12 protein-coding genes are annotated in these 18056 nt (G+C 48.6%); 4 read left to right on the forward strand and 8 right to left on the reverse strand.

Annotated features, from left to right (window positions below; genetic code table 11):
* Window positions 1–306: 306 nt before the first annotated feature.
* From lpxK to serC, 8 genes are all read right to left on the reverse strand, one after another.
* A complete protein-coding gene (gene lpxK / locus DXU84_RS05810) occupies window positions 307–1296 on the reverse strand; it encodes a tetraacyldisaccharide 4'-kinase (protein ID WP_153375069.1) in 990 nt (329 codons plus the stop codon).
* Window positions 1293–3041 (reverse strand): lipid A ABC transporter ATP-binding protein/permease MsbA, encoded by a 1749-nt coding sequence (msbA, locus tag DXU84_RS05815; RefSeq protein ID WP_013574837.1) that lies wholly within the window; start codon window positions 3039–3041, stop codon window positions 1293–1295. The genes lpxK and msbA overlap by 4 nt, the downstream gene beginning before the upstream one ends.
* 38 nt (window positions 3042–3079) lie before the next feature.
* The gene (locus DXU84_RS05820; RefSeq protein WP_228388951.1) at window positions 3080–5359 is read right to left on the reverse strand and encodes a ComEC family protein; all 2280 of its coding nucleotides are present in this window, start codon (window positions 5357–5359) and stop codon (window positions 3080–3082) included.
* 238 nt (window positions 5360–5597) lie between these two features.
* Window positions 5598–5882, reverse strand: a complete 285-nt coding sequence (gene ihfB, locus DXU84_RS05825) for an integration host factor subunit beta (protein ID WP_013574835.1) — start codon at window positions 5880–5882, stop codon at window positions 5598–5600.
* 60 nt (window positions 5883–5942) lie between these two features.
* Window positions 5943–7616, reverse strand: a complete 1674-nt coding sequence (gene rpsA, locus DXU84_RS05830) for a 30S ribosomal protein S1 (RefSeq protein WP_015689619.1) — start codon at window positions 7614–7616, stop codon at window positions 5943–5945.
* A 156-nt stretch (window positions 7617–7772) separates the two neighbouring features.
* Window positions 7773–8471 carry a (d)CMP kinase gene (gene cmk, locus DXU84_RS05835; protein ID WP_153375073.1) on the reverse strand — a complete coding sequence of 233 codons (699 nt, stop codon included), beginning with the start codon at window positions 8469–8471 and terminating at the stop codon, window positions 7773–7775.
* Between the two features lie 196 nt (window positions 8472–8667).
* Window positions 8668–9951 (reverse strand): 3-phosphoshikimate 1-carboxyvinyltransferase, encoded by a 1284-nt coding sequence (gene aroA, locus DXU84_RS05840; protein WP_217244307.1) that lies wholly within the window; start codon window positions 9949–9951, stop codon window positions 8668–8670.
* A 104-nt stretch (window positions 9952–10055) separates the two neighbouring features.
* On the reverse strand, window positions 10056–11141 hold the full coding sequence (serC, locus tag DXU84_RS05845; protein WP_153375077.1) for a 3-phosphoserine/phosphohydroxythreonine transaminase: 1086 nt from the start codon (window positions 11139–11141) through the stop codon (window positions 10056–10058).
* Between the two features lie 325 nt (window positions 11142–11466).
* Between serC and ycaO the strand changes: the two genes are divergently transcribed.
* The 4 genes from ycaO to pflA all read left to right on the forward strand — a co-directional run bounded on the left by ycaO (window position 11467) and on the right by pflA (window position 17956).
* The gene (ycaO, locus tag DXU84_RS05850; RefSeq protein ID WP_131638771.1) at window positions 11467–13230 is read left to right on the forward strand and encodes a 30S ribosomal protein S12 methylthiotransferase accessory factor YcaO; all 1764 of its coding nucleotides are present in this window, start codon (window positions 11467–11469) and stop codon (window positions 13228–13230) included.
* Window positions 13231–13728: 498 nt separating this feature from the next.
* Window positions 13729–14586 (forward strand): formate transporter FocA, encoded by an 858-nt coding sequence (gene focA / locus DXU84_RS05855; RefSeq protein ID WP_013574829.1) that lies wholly within the window; start codon window positions 13729–13731, stop codon window positions 14584–14586.
* A gap of 75 nt (window positions 14587–14661) precedes the next feature.
* Window positions 14662–16944, forward strand: a complete 2283-nt coding sequence (pflB, locus tag DXU84_RS05860) for a formate C-acetyltransferase (protein ID WP_013574828.1) — start codon at window positions 14662–14664, stop codon at window positions 16942–16944.
* Window positions 16945–17215: 271 nt separating this feature from the next.
* Entirely contained in the window at window positions 17216–17956 is a 741-nt protein-coding gene (pflA, locus tag DXU84_RS05865; protein WP_015689580.1) for a pyruvate formate lyase 1-activating protein, read from the forward strand.
* The last annotated feature ends 100 nt before the right edge of the window (window positions 17957–18056 follow it).

Consider the following 18056-nt stretch of genomic DNA (forward strand, 5'->3'; position numbering starts at 1 on the left):
ATGCTAGCCAATAGTTCAGACAATTACTTATGGGGAGGACTTAGAAGGTTCGTCTTGGAAGCGGAATCATCGGGAAAGAGATAACGTCTGGGAGGAACTGCTTTACTCTACACTCATACATAAATAGCGCTGCAACACAGGCTGCAAGCATTTACTCATAAGTGCAGAGCAATAGCAAGTCACGTTGCGCAATTATTCTGACGTTAAACATTAACGGTGAATATTAGTCTTTAAAATCAGGGGATTGAAACTTTAGATTTACGTAAATTTTTATCAGACGCACGAAAACGGTCTGTTTTGGCTGTATCAATGCATCTTTTGCAAAATAAGCTCAGCTATTCTTTGGAGCAGTTTCTCAGCCTGGTCACCCTCGATTTTGGCGTCAACCGGTAAATACCACCAGTCTGGCTGAGCAAAAGAACGACATTTTACTGCATCCTTTTCAGTCATCAGAAGGACCTGTCCTGGTGCCTTCACAGCTGACAGTTGTCCGGAGGTGTAAGCCTGATGATCCGAAAAAGCGACTTCCTTTTGTACATTTATCCCTAGCTGTTTCAACGTGGAAAAGAAACGCGGTGGATGCCCGATGCCGGCAATCGCAACCACATTTTTCAATGCAGAAGCATCACACTGTTCACCTGTGACCAAATTTATCGCTTTGCCAGGTTGCAAGAACATCGCTAACTCACCAGGACGGACTGTGCCGCCATTGGTAATAACCGCATCCACTGAACGCAAACGAGATTCTCTTTCACGCATAGGTCCTGCAGGTAACCAGTGACCATTACCAAAACGGCGGACTCCGTCGATCACAACAATTTCGATATCACGCTGAAGTGCATAATGCTGTAATCCGTCATCCGTGATGATAACGTCTAACTCATTTGCACCAAGTAATGCTTTTACCGCATCAGAGCGAACCGGAGACACCGCAACCGGTGCCCCGGTTCTCTGAAATATTAGCACTGGCTCATCACCTGCCTGCGTGGTGGGCGTCGCCTCCGTCAGCAATAAGGGATAGTGCTCAGCCCTGCCACCATAACCGCGCGAAACGACTCCAACACGAAAACCATGCTGCTGGAGTGTTTCAACCAGCCAGATCACCACCGGCGTTTTACCATTACCTCCGGCAGTCAGATTTCCGACCACCACGACAGGCACCGAAGCCCGCCAGCTTTTTTTAAGCCCCGTTTTATAGCTGTAACGGATCAAAGTTGAAACTAACCCGTACAACCATGAAAGAGGCAGGAGTAACAGATATAGCGGTGATTTCCCTGACCAGATGCGCTCAATCATTGGCCAAACTGCATCCGGTACAGCTGTGAGTAAACACCACGCTCTTCGAGCAGGCTCGTATGTGAACCACGTTCCACCACGCAACCATCTTCAATGACCAGAATCTCATCGGCCTTTTCAATAGTGGATAAACGGTGTGCGATCACCAGGGATGTGCGGTTTTTCTGTAGTTCGTCGAGTGCAGCCTGAATAGCACGCTCAGATTCAGTATCAAGGGCAGATGTCGCTTCATCAAGGATCAGAACCGGCGAGTCACGCAGCAAGGCACGCGCAATTGCGATACGCTGACGCTGGCCACCAGAGAGCAGAACGCCATTTTCACCAATGACCGTATCCAGCCCTTGATCCATTTTGCTGATAAAGTCCATCGCGTAAGCCATCGTCGCCGCTTTTTCGATTTCTTCGCGGGAGTACATATCCGTACGGGCGTAAGCGATGTTATTGGCAATGGTATCATTGAACAGGTGGACGTTCTGAGAAACGAGTGCCACCTGATCACGTAATGACGACAGGGTATATTCCCGCAGATCATGACCATCCATCAGGATATTACCTTCCTGAATGTCATAGAAACGGGTCAGCAAATTCGCGATAGTCGATTTACCGGAACCTGAGCGGCCAACCAGTGCAACAGTTTTACCCTCCGGCAGGTTGAAGGAAATATCACGCAAAGCAGGAATATCGCGTCCCGGATAAGTGAAGGTCACGTTTTTGAATTCGACATTTCCGTTAACGCGTTTGACTTCCAGTTTCCCTTCGTCTTTTTCCTGTTCCATATCCAGGATTGAGAACAGCGTCTGACAAGCGGCCATACCGCGCTGGAACTGGGAGTTCACGTTAGTCAGGGACTTCAGCGGACGCATCAGGGCAATCATAGAAGAGAACACAACGGTGATAGTACCCGCGCTGAGCGTTTCCATCACGGACGGGAAGCTTGCCGCATACAACACGAATGCCAATGCCAGAGAGGCGATCAACTGAATAATCGGGTCTGAAATTGAAGAAGCGGAAACCATACGCATACCTTGCTGGCGCATACGGTTACTCACTTTATCAAAACGCGCGGTTTCAACTTTCTGGCCACCGAAGATCAACACTTCTTTATGACCTTTGAGCATCTGTTCCGCGCTGGTCGTCACCTGTCCCATAGTGTTTTGCATTGTTTTACTGATATTACGGAAGCGTTTAGACACCACACGGATAACAACAGAAACAATCGGCGCAATCACCAACAGGATTACAGAAAGCTGCCAGCTGTAATAGAACATCATGACAAACAGACCAATGATTGACGCACCTTCACGTACGACGGTCACGAGCGCACTGGATGATGAAGACGCCACCTGCTCGGAATCATAGGTGATACGGGAAAGTAAGGTACCGGTAGATTGCTGGTCAAAGAATGCTACGGGCATTCTCATCATGTGACCAAACAGACGACGACGCATATGCATCACCACTTTGCCCGAAACCCATGAAATGCAGTAACTCGAAATGTAGCCACTGACCCCACGCACAACCATCAGACCGATAACGACCAAAGGCATCCAGAGTAGGATCGAGCGGTCAGCTTTACCAAAACCGTCATCCAACAGAGGCTTCAGCAAAGACAGCATGAAAGTATCACTGGCAGCGTTTGCGACCAGCGCAATAGCCGCAGCGATCAGCCCGGCTTTAAAAGGTGTGATCATCGGCCAAAGGCGACGAAATGTCTGCCATGTGGAGAGATCTTTATCGTTCATCATGCAATATCAACCAGCATCGAAAGAAATAGCGGTCTATTCTACTCATTATCTGTAGATACTCCAAACTGGCGGTGATACCAACGGGGGATTAATTGCTCACGTAAGCCTTTAATTGTCCAATAATCATCAAAAACGAAGAGGCTGAGTTGACCCGATTCAGACGTTGAATGCCAGTCATAGTGCGCTTTGTTGTATCTGCTAACAACTTTATGTGCCGGCAGATGCCATTTATTAAAACGGGATGCGGACGCCAGTGCGATAACCGGCTTAACTGCCCGCAAAAATGGAGGTGTCGATGACGTATTGCTGCCATGATGAGGAACCTGAAGTACAGTGGCTTGCAGTTCGCTCCGCCACTTCCTGACTAACGCTTTTTCTGTTTCAGTTTCAATATCTCCGGTCAGGAGCAAACTGAATGAACCGTCATCAATGCGGATAACGCAGCTGTCGTTATTCCCTGCATCCTCTGACATTTTATCCGGCCACAAAACGTTAAAATCCAGCCCCTGCCAGCGCCATTGCTCGCCTGCTATGCATTTCAGATGATGCTGATCCGACAAAGCACTTTCACGAACGCTGGCGGCAGGATAACGGTTTTGTAACGGGGCCAAACCGCCCCGGTGATCCATGTCATTATGACTGATAATTATCTGTTCCAGCTGAATATTCTTCCAATTTAAATAAGGGATAATATTTTGTTCAGCGGCTGAGCCCCCTTCCCAACGGTTGCCGGTATCATAAAGAATGCCCCGGCCGTTTTTGCTGATAAGAACAGACAAGCCATGTCCGATATCAAGCATATCAACCCGCCAGCGCTCCGATGGATTTCTGTTCAGCCAGACAGAAGAGATCGCAAAAAGCGACAGCAACAGTGAAAGGCAATATCTCAACGGGCAAATCCGCCAGCACAGAAGCACCAGCCATCCCATCAGGCTCACGGCCAGAAATGACTCACCCAATGGGATCCAACCGTCCGGTAATGCTTTTACCCCCCACAAAGCCAATCTCAATGTGGCATCCGCCAGTTGCCAAAGCAGAGCTTGTGCGTTATCCATCAATGCGCAGGGCGCGGCGTTCGTCAACAAGGCCAGTAATACCAGCGGGACTGTGATCAATGAAACAACCGGAACTGCCCACATATTGGCCGGAAACGAGAAAACGTTTATGCCGTGGAAAATCCAGACCTGTAAGGGCAACAGAAGAAGTGTCATTCCCACCTGCAGATGCCCCCAGCGAAACAATGCCCAATACCATGCCTGCTGAAACATTGCAGGAAGAGGCACCCACTGGAACCAGAAAACCAGAGCCCCCACCGCGAAGCATGACAACCAGAAGCTGTCGGACAATAAATTCATAGGGTCGACCAGCAGAAGCATAGCCACCACCCAAAGCCATATCTGGCACGGATGACAGCGGACACGGAACAGACGCAGCAGGATCCACATCAACACCGCAAACGCTGCACGCAGCGCAGGTGCATTACCTCCGGAAAGCCAGGTATAGAACAGCAGAAAAACGCCGCTCACGAATAACGGAAATCGGTAGTCAATCAGTTTTACCGGCAGCAGATACTGCAATCCACGCGCCAGCCACCATCCAAATAACGCCGCAATTCCAATATGTAGGCCTGATATCGCCACCAGATGCGCGATGCCAGTCTGTTGTAACAGTAGCTTATCTGCAGCCTGTATAAATCCTTTTTCGCCAAAAGCCAGTGCAATCAGTACAGGCGTATTTTCCATCGGTGGCATCTTCTGCTGCAACCGCTGAATAAATTGCTGACGAAGCGAACTTCTGGCATCTAATAGCTGCCTGTTACGGACAGTTGCTGTCAGAGGTGCATGCTGAGCCAACGCCCAACGCTGGGCATCAAATCCGCCTTCATTCAGCAAGCTGTGGACGGGCCGCATACTGACGATCATATCCCAGCGCTGGCCCGCTAACAGTTCTCCCTCTGTCTTGTCCCATTTAGTGCGGAACATGACCGGCGGGAAAATTATTTTTCCTTCTGCTTTTTCTATTTTGAAGAGTACAGAAGATGTACTGGTGCTCCCGAGATTAATACTCTCTACCACGGCGATAACATGACGCTTTGTGCCCTGAAGCGCTGAAATCTGATCGAGCTGAATACCGCCCTGAAACGAGGCCCAACTGAAACTCAGCAGGCCGATCGCTATCAGGCTGAATATTTTGTGATGAAATCTGAAGCAGCATGAGGCGCAAAGACACAGCGTGACCAGATGAATAGCCGAAGGAAGTTGGGAAAAAATAAGCAGTGGCAACATCCCTGCAATAACCGCTAAAGCAGCCTCGTCCAGTGAAATTTTGATGTTTTACTCCCTTCACGTTCATCAGACATGTTTTCGTGCCGGAGTATGATTTTCATGCAAAGAAGGAGCAACCAGGAAAGCAAAACGCTGCGTGACGTTACGCAAAAATTTTATGATCGCAACTGAAAGAGGGGGAACTTATTCGTCATAAAGCAAAAAAAACGGCACCCCGAGAGGTGCCGCTTTACGTTCGCTATAGGCAGACATTTACGTTCAGGCGAAAGCCTCAGCCGTAAATATTCGCGCGATCACGCAACTCTTTCCCTGGCTTAAAGTGAGGAACGTACTTGCCGTCCAGCTCGACTTTATCGCCAGTTTTAGGGTTGCGCCCAACACGCGGAGCACGGTAGTGAAGAGAAAAACTGCCAAACCCACGGATTTCGATGCGTTCACCATCAGCCAAGGTTGCAGCCATATGCTCAAGCATCTCTTTCACTGCATCCTCAACAGCTTTCGCCGGGATATGAGAGTGCTGGCCAGCAAGTCTTTCAATAAGTTCAGACTTGGTCATAGTACCTCCAAGCTTTGCAGCTAAACTACCGTTTCGGGGCGACTGAGCCGCCCCCCGTCATTACTCGCCTTTTGCCGCTTTGAACGCTTCAGCCATAGCACTAGAGAAGTTGCTTTCGTCTGGTTTGTTGTTAACAACAGCGATTGCATCTTTCTCGTCTGCTTCGTCCTTAGCACGGACGGACAGGCTTACTACGCGGTTCTTACGATCAACACCGGTGAATTTAGCTTCTACTTCATCACCAACGCTCAGAACCAGAGTTGCGTCTTCAATACGGTCGCGAGAAGCTTCTGAAGCGCGCAGGTAACCTTCTACGCCGCCAGCTAATTCAACTGTAGCACCTTTGGCGTCAACTGCTGTAACTTTACCAGTAACAATAGTACCTTTCTTGTTAACAGACAGGTAGTTATTGAATGGATCTTCAGCCAGTTGCTTCACGCCCAGGGAGATACGTTCACGTTCTGCATCAACTTGCAGAACCACAGCTGCGATTTCGTCGCCTTTTTTGTATTCACGTACTGCTTCTTCGCCTGCAACGTTCCAGGAGATGTCAGACAGGTGAACCAGGCCGTCGATGCCGCCGTCCAGACCGATGAAGATACCGAAGTCAGTGATTGACTTGATTTTACCTTCAACGCGGTCGTTCTTGTTGTGGGTTTCTGCGAATTGCTGCCATGGGTTGTTTTTGCATTGTTTCAGGCCCAGGGAGATACGACGACGTTCTTCGTCGATATCCAGAACCATAACTTCAACAACATCGCCCACGTTAACAACTTTAGATGGGTGGATGTTTTTGTTAGTCCAATCCATTTCAGAAACGTGAACCAGACCTTCAACGCCTTCTTCGATTTCTACGAAGCAGCCGTAATCAGTCAGGTTGGTAACGCGACCAGTCAGTTTAGTGCCTTCTGGGTAACGTTTAGCGATAGCGACCCAAGGATCTTCGCCCAGTTGTTTCAGACCCAGTGATACACGGGTACGCTCACGGTCAAATTTAAGAACTTTAACAGTGATTTCATCGCCAACATTAACGATTTCGCTTGGGTGTTTAACACGTTTCCAAGCCATGTCAGTGATGTGCAGCAGGCCGTCAACACCGCCCAGATCAACGAATGCACCGTAGTCAGTGAGGTTCTTAACGATACCTTTAACTTCCATGCCTTCCTGCAGGTTTTCCAGCAGTTGATCGCGCTCTGCGCTGTTCTCAGACTCAATTACTGCACGACGGGAAACAACAACGTTGTTGCGTTTCTGGTCCAGTTTGATGACTTTGAACTCAAGATCTTTGCCTTCGAGATGCAGCGTGTCGCGAACAGGACGAACGTCTACCAGTGAGCCTGGCAGGAACGCACGAATACCGTTCAGCTCAACAGTGAAACCGCCTTTAACTTTACCGTTGATAACACCGGTAACAGTTGCAGATTCTTCGTAAGCTTTTTCCAGCGTGATCCAAGCTTCATGACGTTTAGCTTTTTCACGGGACAGCAGAGTTTCACCGAAGCCGTCTTCAACAGCGTCCAGCGCAACATCAACTTCGTCGCCAACCTGGATTTCCAGTTCGCCCTGTGCGTTTTTGAATTGTTCTGCCGGGATTGCAGACTCAGATTTCAGACCGGCGTCAACCAGTACGATATCTTTGTCGATAGACACAACAACACCACGAACGATGGAACCAGGACGGGTTTCGATTGTTTTTAAGGATTCTTCAAAGAGTTGAGCAAAAGATTCAGTCATGTTGATAATCTTTAGGTTCTTAAGTTTAACGTCCATCTGGCTTCCTGCTGGATGGGGTTGTTTCAAATGCCCCGCTACAGATCCTTGCGGCGAGGTTAAAAAAAACTATAGCCAAAACTGGCACTGAATATTCTTCAGCACCAGAGTGAGGCTCGATTACCGGGTTTGTTTTTGCGGCAATCCTAGAATTTCTGTGGCATAAGCCAGTGCTTTTTCGATGACTTCGTCGATGGACATGCTGGTTGAATCCAGCAACAACGCATCGGAAGCAGCCACTAGAGGCGCGACGGGCCTGTTACGATCACGGTCATCGCGCTCTTTGATCTCGGCTAAAAGCCGTTCAAAGTTAACACTAAAGCCTTTTTCCTGCAACTGTAGCATTCTTCTGTTTGCACGTTCTTCCGAACTGGCATCCAGAAATATCTTCACCGGTGCATCAGGGAAAACCACCGTCCCCATGTCACGACCATCGGCAATCAGGCCCGGTGCATCACGGAATGCGCGCTGCCGGCGCAATAATGCTTCACGAACGCGGGGAAATGCCGCCGCCTGAGACGCAGTATTGCCTACCGTTTCGGTGCGGATTTCATGGGTAACATCCTCACCTTCTAAAATAACGTGCAACTGCCCATCCTGAGCCACAAAACGAACGTCGAGATGTGCGGCAAGCGGAACTAGCGCCTCTTCTGAGACAATATCAACCTGGTGATGCAAAGCCGCCAGCGCCAAAACGCGGTAAATCGCGCCGGAATCCAACAGATGCCAGTTAAAGGCTTCGGCCAACGCTTTACACAACGTACCTTTACCTGCACCACTTGGCCCATCAACGGTGATTACCGGGACTAAAGCCGTCATTTTTGTCTCCTTTCGGTGGGGTATGCCCGCTTCATTAGCCTCACAGGACTAATTCAGGAGCGGCATTATACGCTGCCTTCACTGCAACTGTTACCCCACATTTTTCAGTTGGCTAAAAAGCGGACGGTTCTGAGCCTGAAAACAAAAAAACGGACATCAGGGATGTCCGTTCATACACGGGCAACCAAGTGAAAAACTATGCCAGTGTGCTGATTGCCGCCAGACGGTCAAAATAGTCCGGGAACGTTTTTGCGGTACACTTCGGATCAAGAATGGTCACCGGCGTATCGGATAACGCCACCAGCGAGAAACACATCGCCATGCGGTGATCATTATAGGTGCCAATCTCGGCAAATTTCAGCGATTGAGGCGGATCAATACGAATGTAATCTTCGCCCTCTTCCACTGTTGCGCCGACTTTACGCAGCTCAGTCGCCATCGCCGTCAGGCGATCGGTCTCTTTAACACGCCAGTTGTAAATATTACGCAACGTTGTCGGGCCTTCAGCAAACAAGGCAGCGGTAGCAATGGTCATTGCTGCATCAGGAATATGGTTCATGTCCATGTCAATGCCGTTCAGTTCACCGCGGGTACATTCGATATAATCATCAGCCCAGTGAATAGTAGCACCCATTTTTTCCAGCACGTCTGCAAAACGAATATCACCCTGCATGCTGTTTTTGCCGATTCCGGTCACACGAACCGTACCGCCCTTGATCGCCGCAGCGGCCAGGAAATAGGATGCTGAAGAGGCATCACCTTCGACCAGATATGCCCCCGGAGACACATAATGCTGACGTCCTTTGATGCTAAATCTCTGGTACTTGTGGTTTTCCACTTCAATACCAAAGGTTTTCATCAGGTTCAGCGTGATATCGATATAAGGTTTGGAAACCAGATCACCTTTAATCTGAATGGTTGTATCGTTATCTGCCAGCGGAGCTGTCATCAATAACGCTGTCAGAAACTGGCTGGAAACACTGCCATCAACACTGACGTCACCGCCACTAAATCCACCACGCAGGCGCAAAGGCGGATAGTTTTCCTGCTCCAGATAATCAATCTGCGCACCGCCCTGACGAAGCGCATCAACCAGATGCCCGATCGGGCGCTCTTTCATGCGCGGCTCTCCGGTCAGTACAACATCCTGTTCGCCCAGGCATAATGCTGCCGCCAGCGGACGCATTGCGGTTCCGGCATTCCCAAGAAACAGTTCCAGACCTTTAGCATTGGAAAAAGCCGCGCCCAGACCATCGATTTCACACTCGGTGCGGGATGCAGATAAACGATGCGTGACACCCAGTTGAGTGAGTGCTGTCAACATATGACGCACATCATCGCTGTCGAGCAGGTTAGTCAGGCGGGTAGTACCCTGTGCAAAAGCAGCCAGTAAAAGTGCGCGGTTAGAAACACTTTTTGAGCCAGGTAAATTGATGCTGCCGTTAACCAGCGCAACGGGTTGTAATGTCAGGGATTCCACTCTTTCTCCAATTCTTCTTTTCATAAAATGACCCCGGACATTGCGCCGGGGTCATTTTTAAGGCTTCTCAATGAAGCATTCTGCGAGCCTGAAAGCCAGCACACTTAACCGTGACGTTTTTCGAACTCCGCCATAAAGTCGGTCAGGGCTTTTACGCCTTCAATCGGCATTGCATTATAAATAGATGCGCGCATACCGCCAGCCACGCGGTGGCCTTTTAGTGCATGCAGACCGGCTTCCTGTGCCTGATCAAGGAACAGTTTATCCAGCGAGGCATCTGCCATCTGGAAAGGAACGTTCATCCACGAACGGTTGGCCGCCACCACAGGGTTACGATAGAAGCCGGTGCGATCGATTGCGCCATACAAAAGTTCGGCTTTTGCACGATTGCGCTTTTCCATTTCGCGCAGACCGCCCTGCTCTTTCAGCCACTTGAATACCATACCTGACAGATACCATGCAAAGGTCGGCGGGGTATTGAACATAGAGTCGTTCTCAGCCAGCACGGTATAATCGAGGATAGAAGGCAATTCAGTGCGCGCTTTGCCCAGCAGATCATCACGAACGATAACCAGGGTCAGACCCGCAGGACCGATATTTTTCTGCGCGCCAGCATAAATCACCCCAAAACGGCTGACGTCAATCGGGCGGGAAAGAATGCAGGATGAATAATCTGCTACCACGATTTTGTCGCCAAAATCAGGCATTTCATCAATAGCGATACCATCGATAGTTTCATTCGGGCAATAATGAACGTAGGCAGAATCTGCACTCAGTTTCCATTCGCTCATCGGCAGAATGCCACGCTTACCATCAATCGTAGTGGTGACATCAATCACGTTTGGGGTGCAATATTTTTGGGCTTCTTTAACTGCGCTGTGTGCCCAATAGCCACCATCAATATAATCAGCGGAGGATTCTTCACCCAAAAGGTTCATTGGCACAGCGGCAAATTGCGCACGGGCGCCGCCATGGCAGAACAGCACTTTATAGTTCGAGGGAATATTGAGCAGGTCACGGATATCCTTTTCGGATTCTTCAGCAACCTGGATAAATTCCTTACTACGGTGACTGATTTCCATCACCGATGTACCCAGTCCGTGCCAGTTACAAAGTTCCTGTTCCGCACGACGCAATACTTCAGCCGGGATCATTGCCGGACCTGCACTAAAATTATAAACCTGAGTCATTTCCCCTCACCACTTCTCTGAGACAGTCACATAGTAGTCACTAATTTAACGGTTTTATCATCCGAGACAAGCAGTCTGCAACGGTTATTGATGACGACCTGATAAACAGCGATGAGATGTTGATCACAAGGTTCATTCCTCCTTTTAACCCTGATTTTTCGGAATAATATGTGTAAGTACCGTCAAATTTCACACGGTATAACAGCGTGTTCAAACTCAAGCCTTTGACTTCACACAGCGATTACATTCTTAACACGAATACATGGAGCTAATGTGCAAAACCCCGTATCATTGCACGTTTTTAGCACGCTCAAAAGTGAACTCAATGACCCAAACTTTTATTCCTGGTAAAGACGCGGCGCTGGAAGACTCCATTTCCCGCTTCCAACAAAAACTCACCGATCTCGGCTTTAATATCGAAGAAGCTTCGTGGCTGAATCCGGTTCCCCACGTCTGGTCAGTGCACATTCGCGATCGCGACTGCCCGCTGTGCTTTACCAACGGTAAAGGCGCCAGCAAGAAAGCCGCACTGGCTTCTGCTTTGGGTGAATATTTTGAGCGCCTGTCGACTAACTATTTCTTCGCTGATTTCTATCTGGGCAAAGAAATCGCTAATGGTGATTTCGTTCATTATCCGAATGAGAAGTGGTTCCCGCTTCCGGAAGACGACAGTCTGCCCGCCGGGATCCTGGATGAGCGCCTGCACGCATTTTATGATGCCGATAAAGAACTGGTTGCCCGTGATCTGATCGACCTGCAATCAGGCAATCCTGATCGTGGTATCTGCGCTCTGCCATTTACCCGTCAGTCCGATCTGCAAACCGTCTATATTCCGATGAACATCATCGGCAACTTGTACGTTTCCAACGGGATGTCCGCGGGTAACACCGCCAATGAAGCGCGGGTTCAGGGGCTGTCAGAAGTCTTCGAGCGTTATGTCAAAAACCGCATCATTGCAGAATCCATCAGTCTGCCTGAAATCCCCTCTGACGTTCTGGCACGCTATCCTGGAGTGGTTGAAGCCATTGCCAAACTGGAAGAAGAAGGTTTCCCTATTCTTTCTTATGACGCCTCGCTGGGCGGCAATTATCCGGTCATTTGCGTGGTTCTGTTCAACCCGGCGAATGGCACTTGTTTCGCGTCCTTTGGTGCACACCCTGATTTTGGCGTCGCACTGGAACGTACCGTGACGGAACTGTTGCAAGGCCGCAGCCTGAAAGACCTGGATGTATTCACTGCGCCTACTTTTGACGACGAAGAAGTGGCTGAACACGCTAACCTTGAAACCCATTTCATCGACTCAAGCGGTCTGATTTCATGGGATATGTTCAAACAAGACGCAGACTATCCGTTTGCAGACTGGAGTTTCAGCGGTACCACTGAAGAAGAATTTGCGACACTGATGGCTATCTTTGATAAAGAAGATGCTGAAGTGTATATCGCCGATTACGAACATCTGGATGTATACGCCTGCCGCATTATCGTTCCGGGCATGTCTGACATTTATCCTGCCGAAGATTTATTGCTGGCGAATAACAGCATGGGCGCGCATTTGCGTGATCAACTGCTGGCGTTGCCGGGCAGCGATCTGCCAAAAGAAACCTATCTTGAGATGATCACTCAACTCGACGATGAAGGTCTGGATGACTTTACCCGCGTTCGCGAACTGCTGGGGATCGCCAGCGGCAAAGACAACGGCTGGTACACGCTGCGTGTCGGTGAGCTGAAATCTATGCTGGCTCTTGCTGGTGGTGATTTGGATCAGGCGCTGACCTGGGCTGAATGGGCGCATGAGTTCAATTCCTCGGTGTACAGCGATGAGCGCAACAACTATTACCGTTGCCTGCAAACCCTGCTCCAGTTGTCTCTGGAAGAAGATCGCGAGCCAGCCCAGTACTACAATGCTTTTGTAAAAATGTATGGTCAGAAAGCAGTTGAGGATGCTTCGGCGGCCATCAGTGGAGAAGTCCGTTTCCACAGTCTGTTTGCAGTCGGCCCCGAGCTGAAAGCCTTGCCAGCCCATCAGGCGCTGCTTGGTGCATACGAAAAGCTGCAAGTCGCCAAACGTCGTCACTGGTCGAAAGCCTGATTCACTGACACTTTGAAGCGATTAAAACCGACGGGATTTCCTGTCGGTTTTTTTGTTTATAAATTCGCTATCAGTTCACTATAAATCCTAAGCTTCTGCTGCTGTATTTGTCCGCAAAAGTTTGACTCGGCCATCAAAATGACGTGTAATTCCGCGCGAAATAATACCCGCTTGCCGTTTTTGCGAGAAAAATATAGCACTTATTTTATAAGTTAATTGAAAGTGAAATTTATAAAATCAAAATAACGATATTTATTAACACTGAATCCTTTGTATTAACTGGAATCTGAAAATAAACTCTTGCTTTCTCAACTTTATTTGCAAAAATTAAAATCTTTTTATTCGTTTATTTTCAATTAATTACCCATAAAACCACCCCTTTAGCAGTCCATTAAAAACCACCAAAAACCCCCTCATATGATCCACGTCAATTTTTACGTTATACTGCTTTGCTAGTATCTCGTTGCGCAGTGCATAGCCCTGAATAAGAGAGTTAATGTGAAAGCTGACAACCCCTTCGATCTCATTTTACCCGCCGCGACAGCGAAAATTGCTGAAGATGCTGGCGTTTATAAAGCCACCAAACAGCCGTTAAAAACATTCTTTTTAGCCATTACTGCTGGCGTCTTTATTTCTATAGCCTTTGCTTTTTATATCACCGCCACTACAGGCACCGGTACCGTCCCTTATGGCCTTGCAAAACTGGTTGGGGGCATCTGCTTCTCTCTGGGTCTTATGCTGGTTGTCGTATGTGGTGCGGACCTGTTCACGTCCACTGTACTTATCGTCATTGCGAAAGCCAGCGGTCGAATCACCTGGGGGCAATTGGCGTGCAACTGGGTCAATGTCTATATTGGTAACCTGGTCGGCTGCTTATTCTTTGTGGCTCTGATTTGGTTCTCCGGTGAATACATGGTTGATAACGGTTTGTGGGGACTGAACGTTCTGCAAACTGCTGATCATAAAATGCATCACACATTTATCGAAGCCGTATGTCTGGGGATCCTCGCAAACCTGATGGTTTGCCTGGCGGTATGGATGAGTTACTCCGGCCGCAGTCTGATGGATAAAATGTTCGCTATGATTTTACCGGTCGGCATGTTTGTCGCCAGCGGCTTTGAACACAGCATTGCTAACATGTTCATGATCCCTTTAGGCATCGTAGTGAAAAATTTTGCGACACCAGAATTCTGGCAGGCTGTCGGGGCAACACCGGCACAATTCGCAGAGCTGAATATCCCTAACTTTATCATAGACAATCTCATCCCTGTGACCATCGGTAACATCATTGGGGGTGGTTTGCTGGTAGGGTTAACGTACTGGGTCATATATCTTCGCGATGAGAAACACCACTGAAACAATGTGGCAGTCTTGTTACGACAGTTTTACACGTGATTTTTAAAGAAATCCAAATTAGAAGGTAGGTGCAAAATGTCCAAGCTCAATGAAAAATTGACCAACGCATGGCAGGGTTTTAGTGCTGGTGAATGGCAGAATGGCGTAAACGTCCGTGATTTCATTCAGAAGAACTACACACCGTATGAAGGTGATGAGTCCTTCCTGGCTGGCGCTACCCAAGCGACAACCACCCTGTGGGATAAAGTAATGGATGGTATCAAACTGGAGAACCGTACTAAGGCTCCAGTAGATTTCGATACCGACGTTGCCTCTACCATCACCTCTCACGATGCCGGCTACATCAACAAATCATTGGAAACCATCGTTGGTCTGCAAACTGACGCGCCATTGAAACGTGCCCTGATCCCTTTCGGCGGCATCAAAATGGTGGAAGGTTCATGTAAAGTTTACGGTCGTGAACTGGATCCGGCACTGAAAAAAGTCTTCACTGATTACCGCAAAACCCACAACCAGGGTGTTTTCGATGTTTACACTAAAGACATCCTGAACTGCCGCAAATCTGGTGTGCTGACCGGTCTGCCAGATGCCTATGGTCGTGGCCGTATCATCGGTGACTACCGTCGCGTCGCGCTGTATGGTATCGACTTCCTGATGGCCGACAAATACGCCCAATTCCAGTCTCTGCAAGACGACCTGGAAAATGGCGTAAACCTGGAAATGACCATCCAGTTGCGTGAAGAAATCTCAGAACAACACCGTGCTCTGGGTCAGATTAAAGAAATGGCTGCTAAATATGGCTGCGATATCTCTGGTCCTGCAACAACTGCACAAGAAGCTGTTCAGTGGACTTACTTCGGTTATCTGGCTGCCGTTAAATCTCAGAACGGTGCTGCGATGTCCTTTGGCCGCGTCTCTACTTTCCTTGACGTGTACATCGAACGTGATATCAAAGCAGGCAAACTGAACGAAGAACAAGCTCAGGAACTGATTGACCACCTGGTTATGAAACTGCGTATGGTGCGTTTCCTGCGTACCCCTGAATATGATGAATTGTTCTCCGGTGACCCAATCTGGGCGACAGAATCCCTGGCAGGTATGGGTGTTGATGGTCGTACTCTGGTTACCAAAAACAGCTTCCGCTTCCTGAATACCCTGTACACCATGGGACCTTCACCAGAGCCAAATATGACCATTCTGTGGTCAGAAAAGCTGCCAATGAACTTCAAAAAGTACGCAGCGAAAGTGTCTATCGATACCTCATCTGTACAGTATGAGAACGATGATCTGATGCGTCCTGATTTCAACAACGATGACTATGCTATCGCTTGTTGTGTGAGCCCAATGGTTGTGGGTAAACAAATGCAGTTCTTCGGCGCTCGTGCAAACCTGGCGAAAACCATGTTGTACGCAATCAACGGCGGCGTTGATGAAAAAATGAAAATCCAGGTTGGTCCTAAAGAAGCACCAATGATGGATGAAGTGCTGACCTTTGATAAAGTCATGGATCGCATGGATCACTTCATGGACTGGTTGGCTAAACAGTACGTGACTGCGCTGAACATCATTCACTACATGCATGACAAATACAGCTACGAAGCATCGCTGATGGCTCTGCATGACCGCGATGTTTATCGCACCATGGCATGTGGTATCGCAGGTTTGTCAGTTGCTGCTGACTCCCTCTCTGCTATCAAATATGCAAAAGTTAGCACCATCCGTGACGAAGACGGCCTGGCTGTAGACTTCAAAATTGAAGGCGAATATCCACAGTTCGGTAACAACGATTCTCGCGTAGATGACATCGCTTGTGACCTGGTAGAACGTTTCATGAAGAAAATTCAGAAACTGCGTACCTACCGTGGCGCTGTAGCAACTCAGTCTGTTCTGACCATCACCTCTAACGTGGTTTATGGTAAGAAAACAGGTAACACTCCAGATGGTCGTCGTGCTGGTGCTCCGTTTGGCCCGGGTGCTAACCCAATGCACGGTCGTGACCAGAAAGGTGCGGTTGCCTCTCTGACCTCCGTTGCTAAACTGCCGTTTGCTTACGCGAAAGATGGTATTTCTTATACCTTCTCTATCGTGCCAAATGCGCTGGGTAAAGACGATGATGTGCGTAAAGCCAACCTTGCGGGTCTGATGGATGGTTACTTCCACCACGAAGCGTCCATCGAAGGTGGTCAACACCTGAACGTGAACGTCATGAACCGTGAAATGCTGTTAGATGCGATGGAACATCCTGAAAACTATCCTCAGCTGACCATTCGTGTTTCTGGCTACGCAGTGCGTTTCAACTCACTGACTAAAGAACAGCAACAAGACGTTATTACCCGTACTTTCACCAAGTCCCTGTAATAATTCAACCTTGTAATCTGGTCTGATAAAAAAGGCTCCACAATGTGGAGCCTTTGTTTCATCCCTCCCTGCCCGCACTGTCTGTACGACAGTCTGTTTTGCCAGAGCGCTATACGTTGTGGACTTCTGGCAAAGCAGTACCGCCATTGCTGACAATCAACCTTATTGATTGTCTGGTATCATAAACCTGTGGTTTCCAGTTTATCTCTGCCAGGCCAGCATCCGCACATGTAGACTGCTATTTATTGGTCACTATGGAGAATAACCCGCAATGTCAGTTCAAGGTCGCATCCACTCATATGAATCCTGTGGCACCGTTGACGGCCCAGGTATCCGTTTCATTGTTTTCTTCCAGGGTTGCCTGATGCGTTGCATGTATTGCCACAACCGCGATACCTGGGATACACATGGCGGAAAAGAGATCAATGTTGATGATTTAATGAAAGAAGTCGTGACGTATCGTCACTTCATGAATGCTTCCGGCGGTGGTGTAACAGCCTCTGGTGGCGAAGCCATTCTTCAGGCAGAGTTTGTGCGTGACTGGTTCCGCGCCTGCCAGAAAGAAGGGATCAACACTTGCCTGGATACCAACGGTTTTGTCCGCCGTTATGATCCGGTGATCGACGAATTATTGGATGTCTCTGATCTGGTCATGCTTGATCTCAAGCAGATGAATGATGACATTCACCAGAATCTGGTGGGCGTGTCCAACCACCGCACTCTGGACTTTGCCCGCTATCTGGCAAAACGTAATCAGCGCACCTGGATCCGTTATGTCGTGGTGCCGGGCTGGTCTGATGATGATGACTCCGCGCATAAGCTGGGTGAGTTCACCAAAGATATGACTAACATCGAGAAGATCGAACTGCTGCCATACCATGAGTTGGGCAAACATAAATGGACGGCAATGGGTGAGAAATACGGTCTGGATGGCGTAAATCCGCCCACCAAAGAGATCATGGAAAGAGTGAAAAATATTCTTGCCAGTTACGGGCATAAAGTTATTTATTAACAGCCTGAGATGTTCATAAAAAAGACGCCAAATGGCGTCTTTTTTGCTTTATGGCTCAGAACATACCCAAAATCATTGGGATTGCAGCTTTAATTATGAA

Source organism: Rahnella sp. RcJ3, from assembly GCF_009498575.1.
In the GTDB taxonomy this organism is placed as follows: domain Bacteria; phylum Pseudomonadota; class Gammaproteobacteria; order Enterobacterales; family Enterobacteriaceae; genus Rahnella; species Rahnella aceris.

What these genes read in the sequence shown, in the direction of transcription:
- lpxK (WP_153375069.1), bottom strand. Translation starts at nt 1,296, where the DNA reads ATGATTGAGCGCATCTGGTCAGGGAAATCACCGCTATATCTGTTACTC.
- msbA (WP_013574837.1), bottom strand. Translation starts at nt 3,041, where the DNA reads ATGATGAACGATAAAGATCTCTCCACATGGCAGACATTTCGTCGCCTT.
- ihfB (WP_013574835.1), bottom strand. Translation starts at nt 5,882, where the DNA reads ATGACCAAGTCTGAACTTATTGAAAGACTTGCTGGCCAGCACTCTCAT.
- rpsA (WP_015689619.1), bottom strand. Translation starts at nt 7,616, where the DNA reads ATGACTGAATCTTTTGCTCAACTCTTTGAAGAATCCTTAAAAACAATC.
- cmk (WP_153375073.1), bottom strand. Translation starts at nt 8,471, where the DNA reads ATGACGGCTTTAGTCCCGGTAATCACCGTTGATGGGCCAAGTGGTGCA.
- serC (WP_153375077.1), bottom strand. Translation starts at nt 11,141, where the DNA reads ATGACTCAGGTTTATAATTTTAGTGCAGGTCCGGCAATGATCCCGGCT.
- ycaO (WP_131638771.1), top strand. Translation starts at nt 11,467, where the DNA reads ATGACCCAAACTTTTATTCCTGGTAAAGACGCGGCGCTGGAAGACTCC.
- pflB (WP_013574828.1), top strand. Translation starts at nt 14,662, where the DNA reads ATGTCCAAGCTCAATGAAAAATTGACCAACGCATGGCAGGGTTTTAGT.
- pflA (WP_015689580.1), top strand. Translation starts at nt 17,216, where the DNA reads ATGTCAGTTCAAGGTCGCATCCACTCATATGAATCCTGTGGCACCGTT.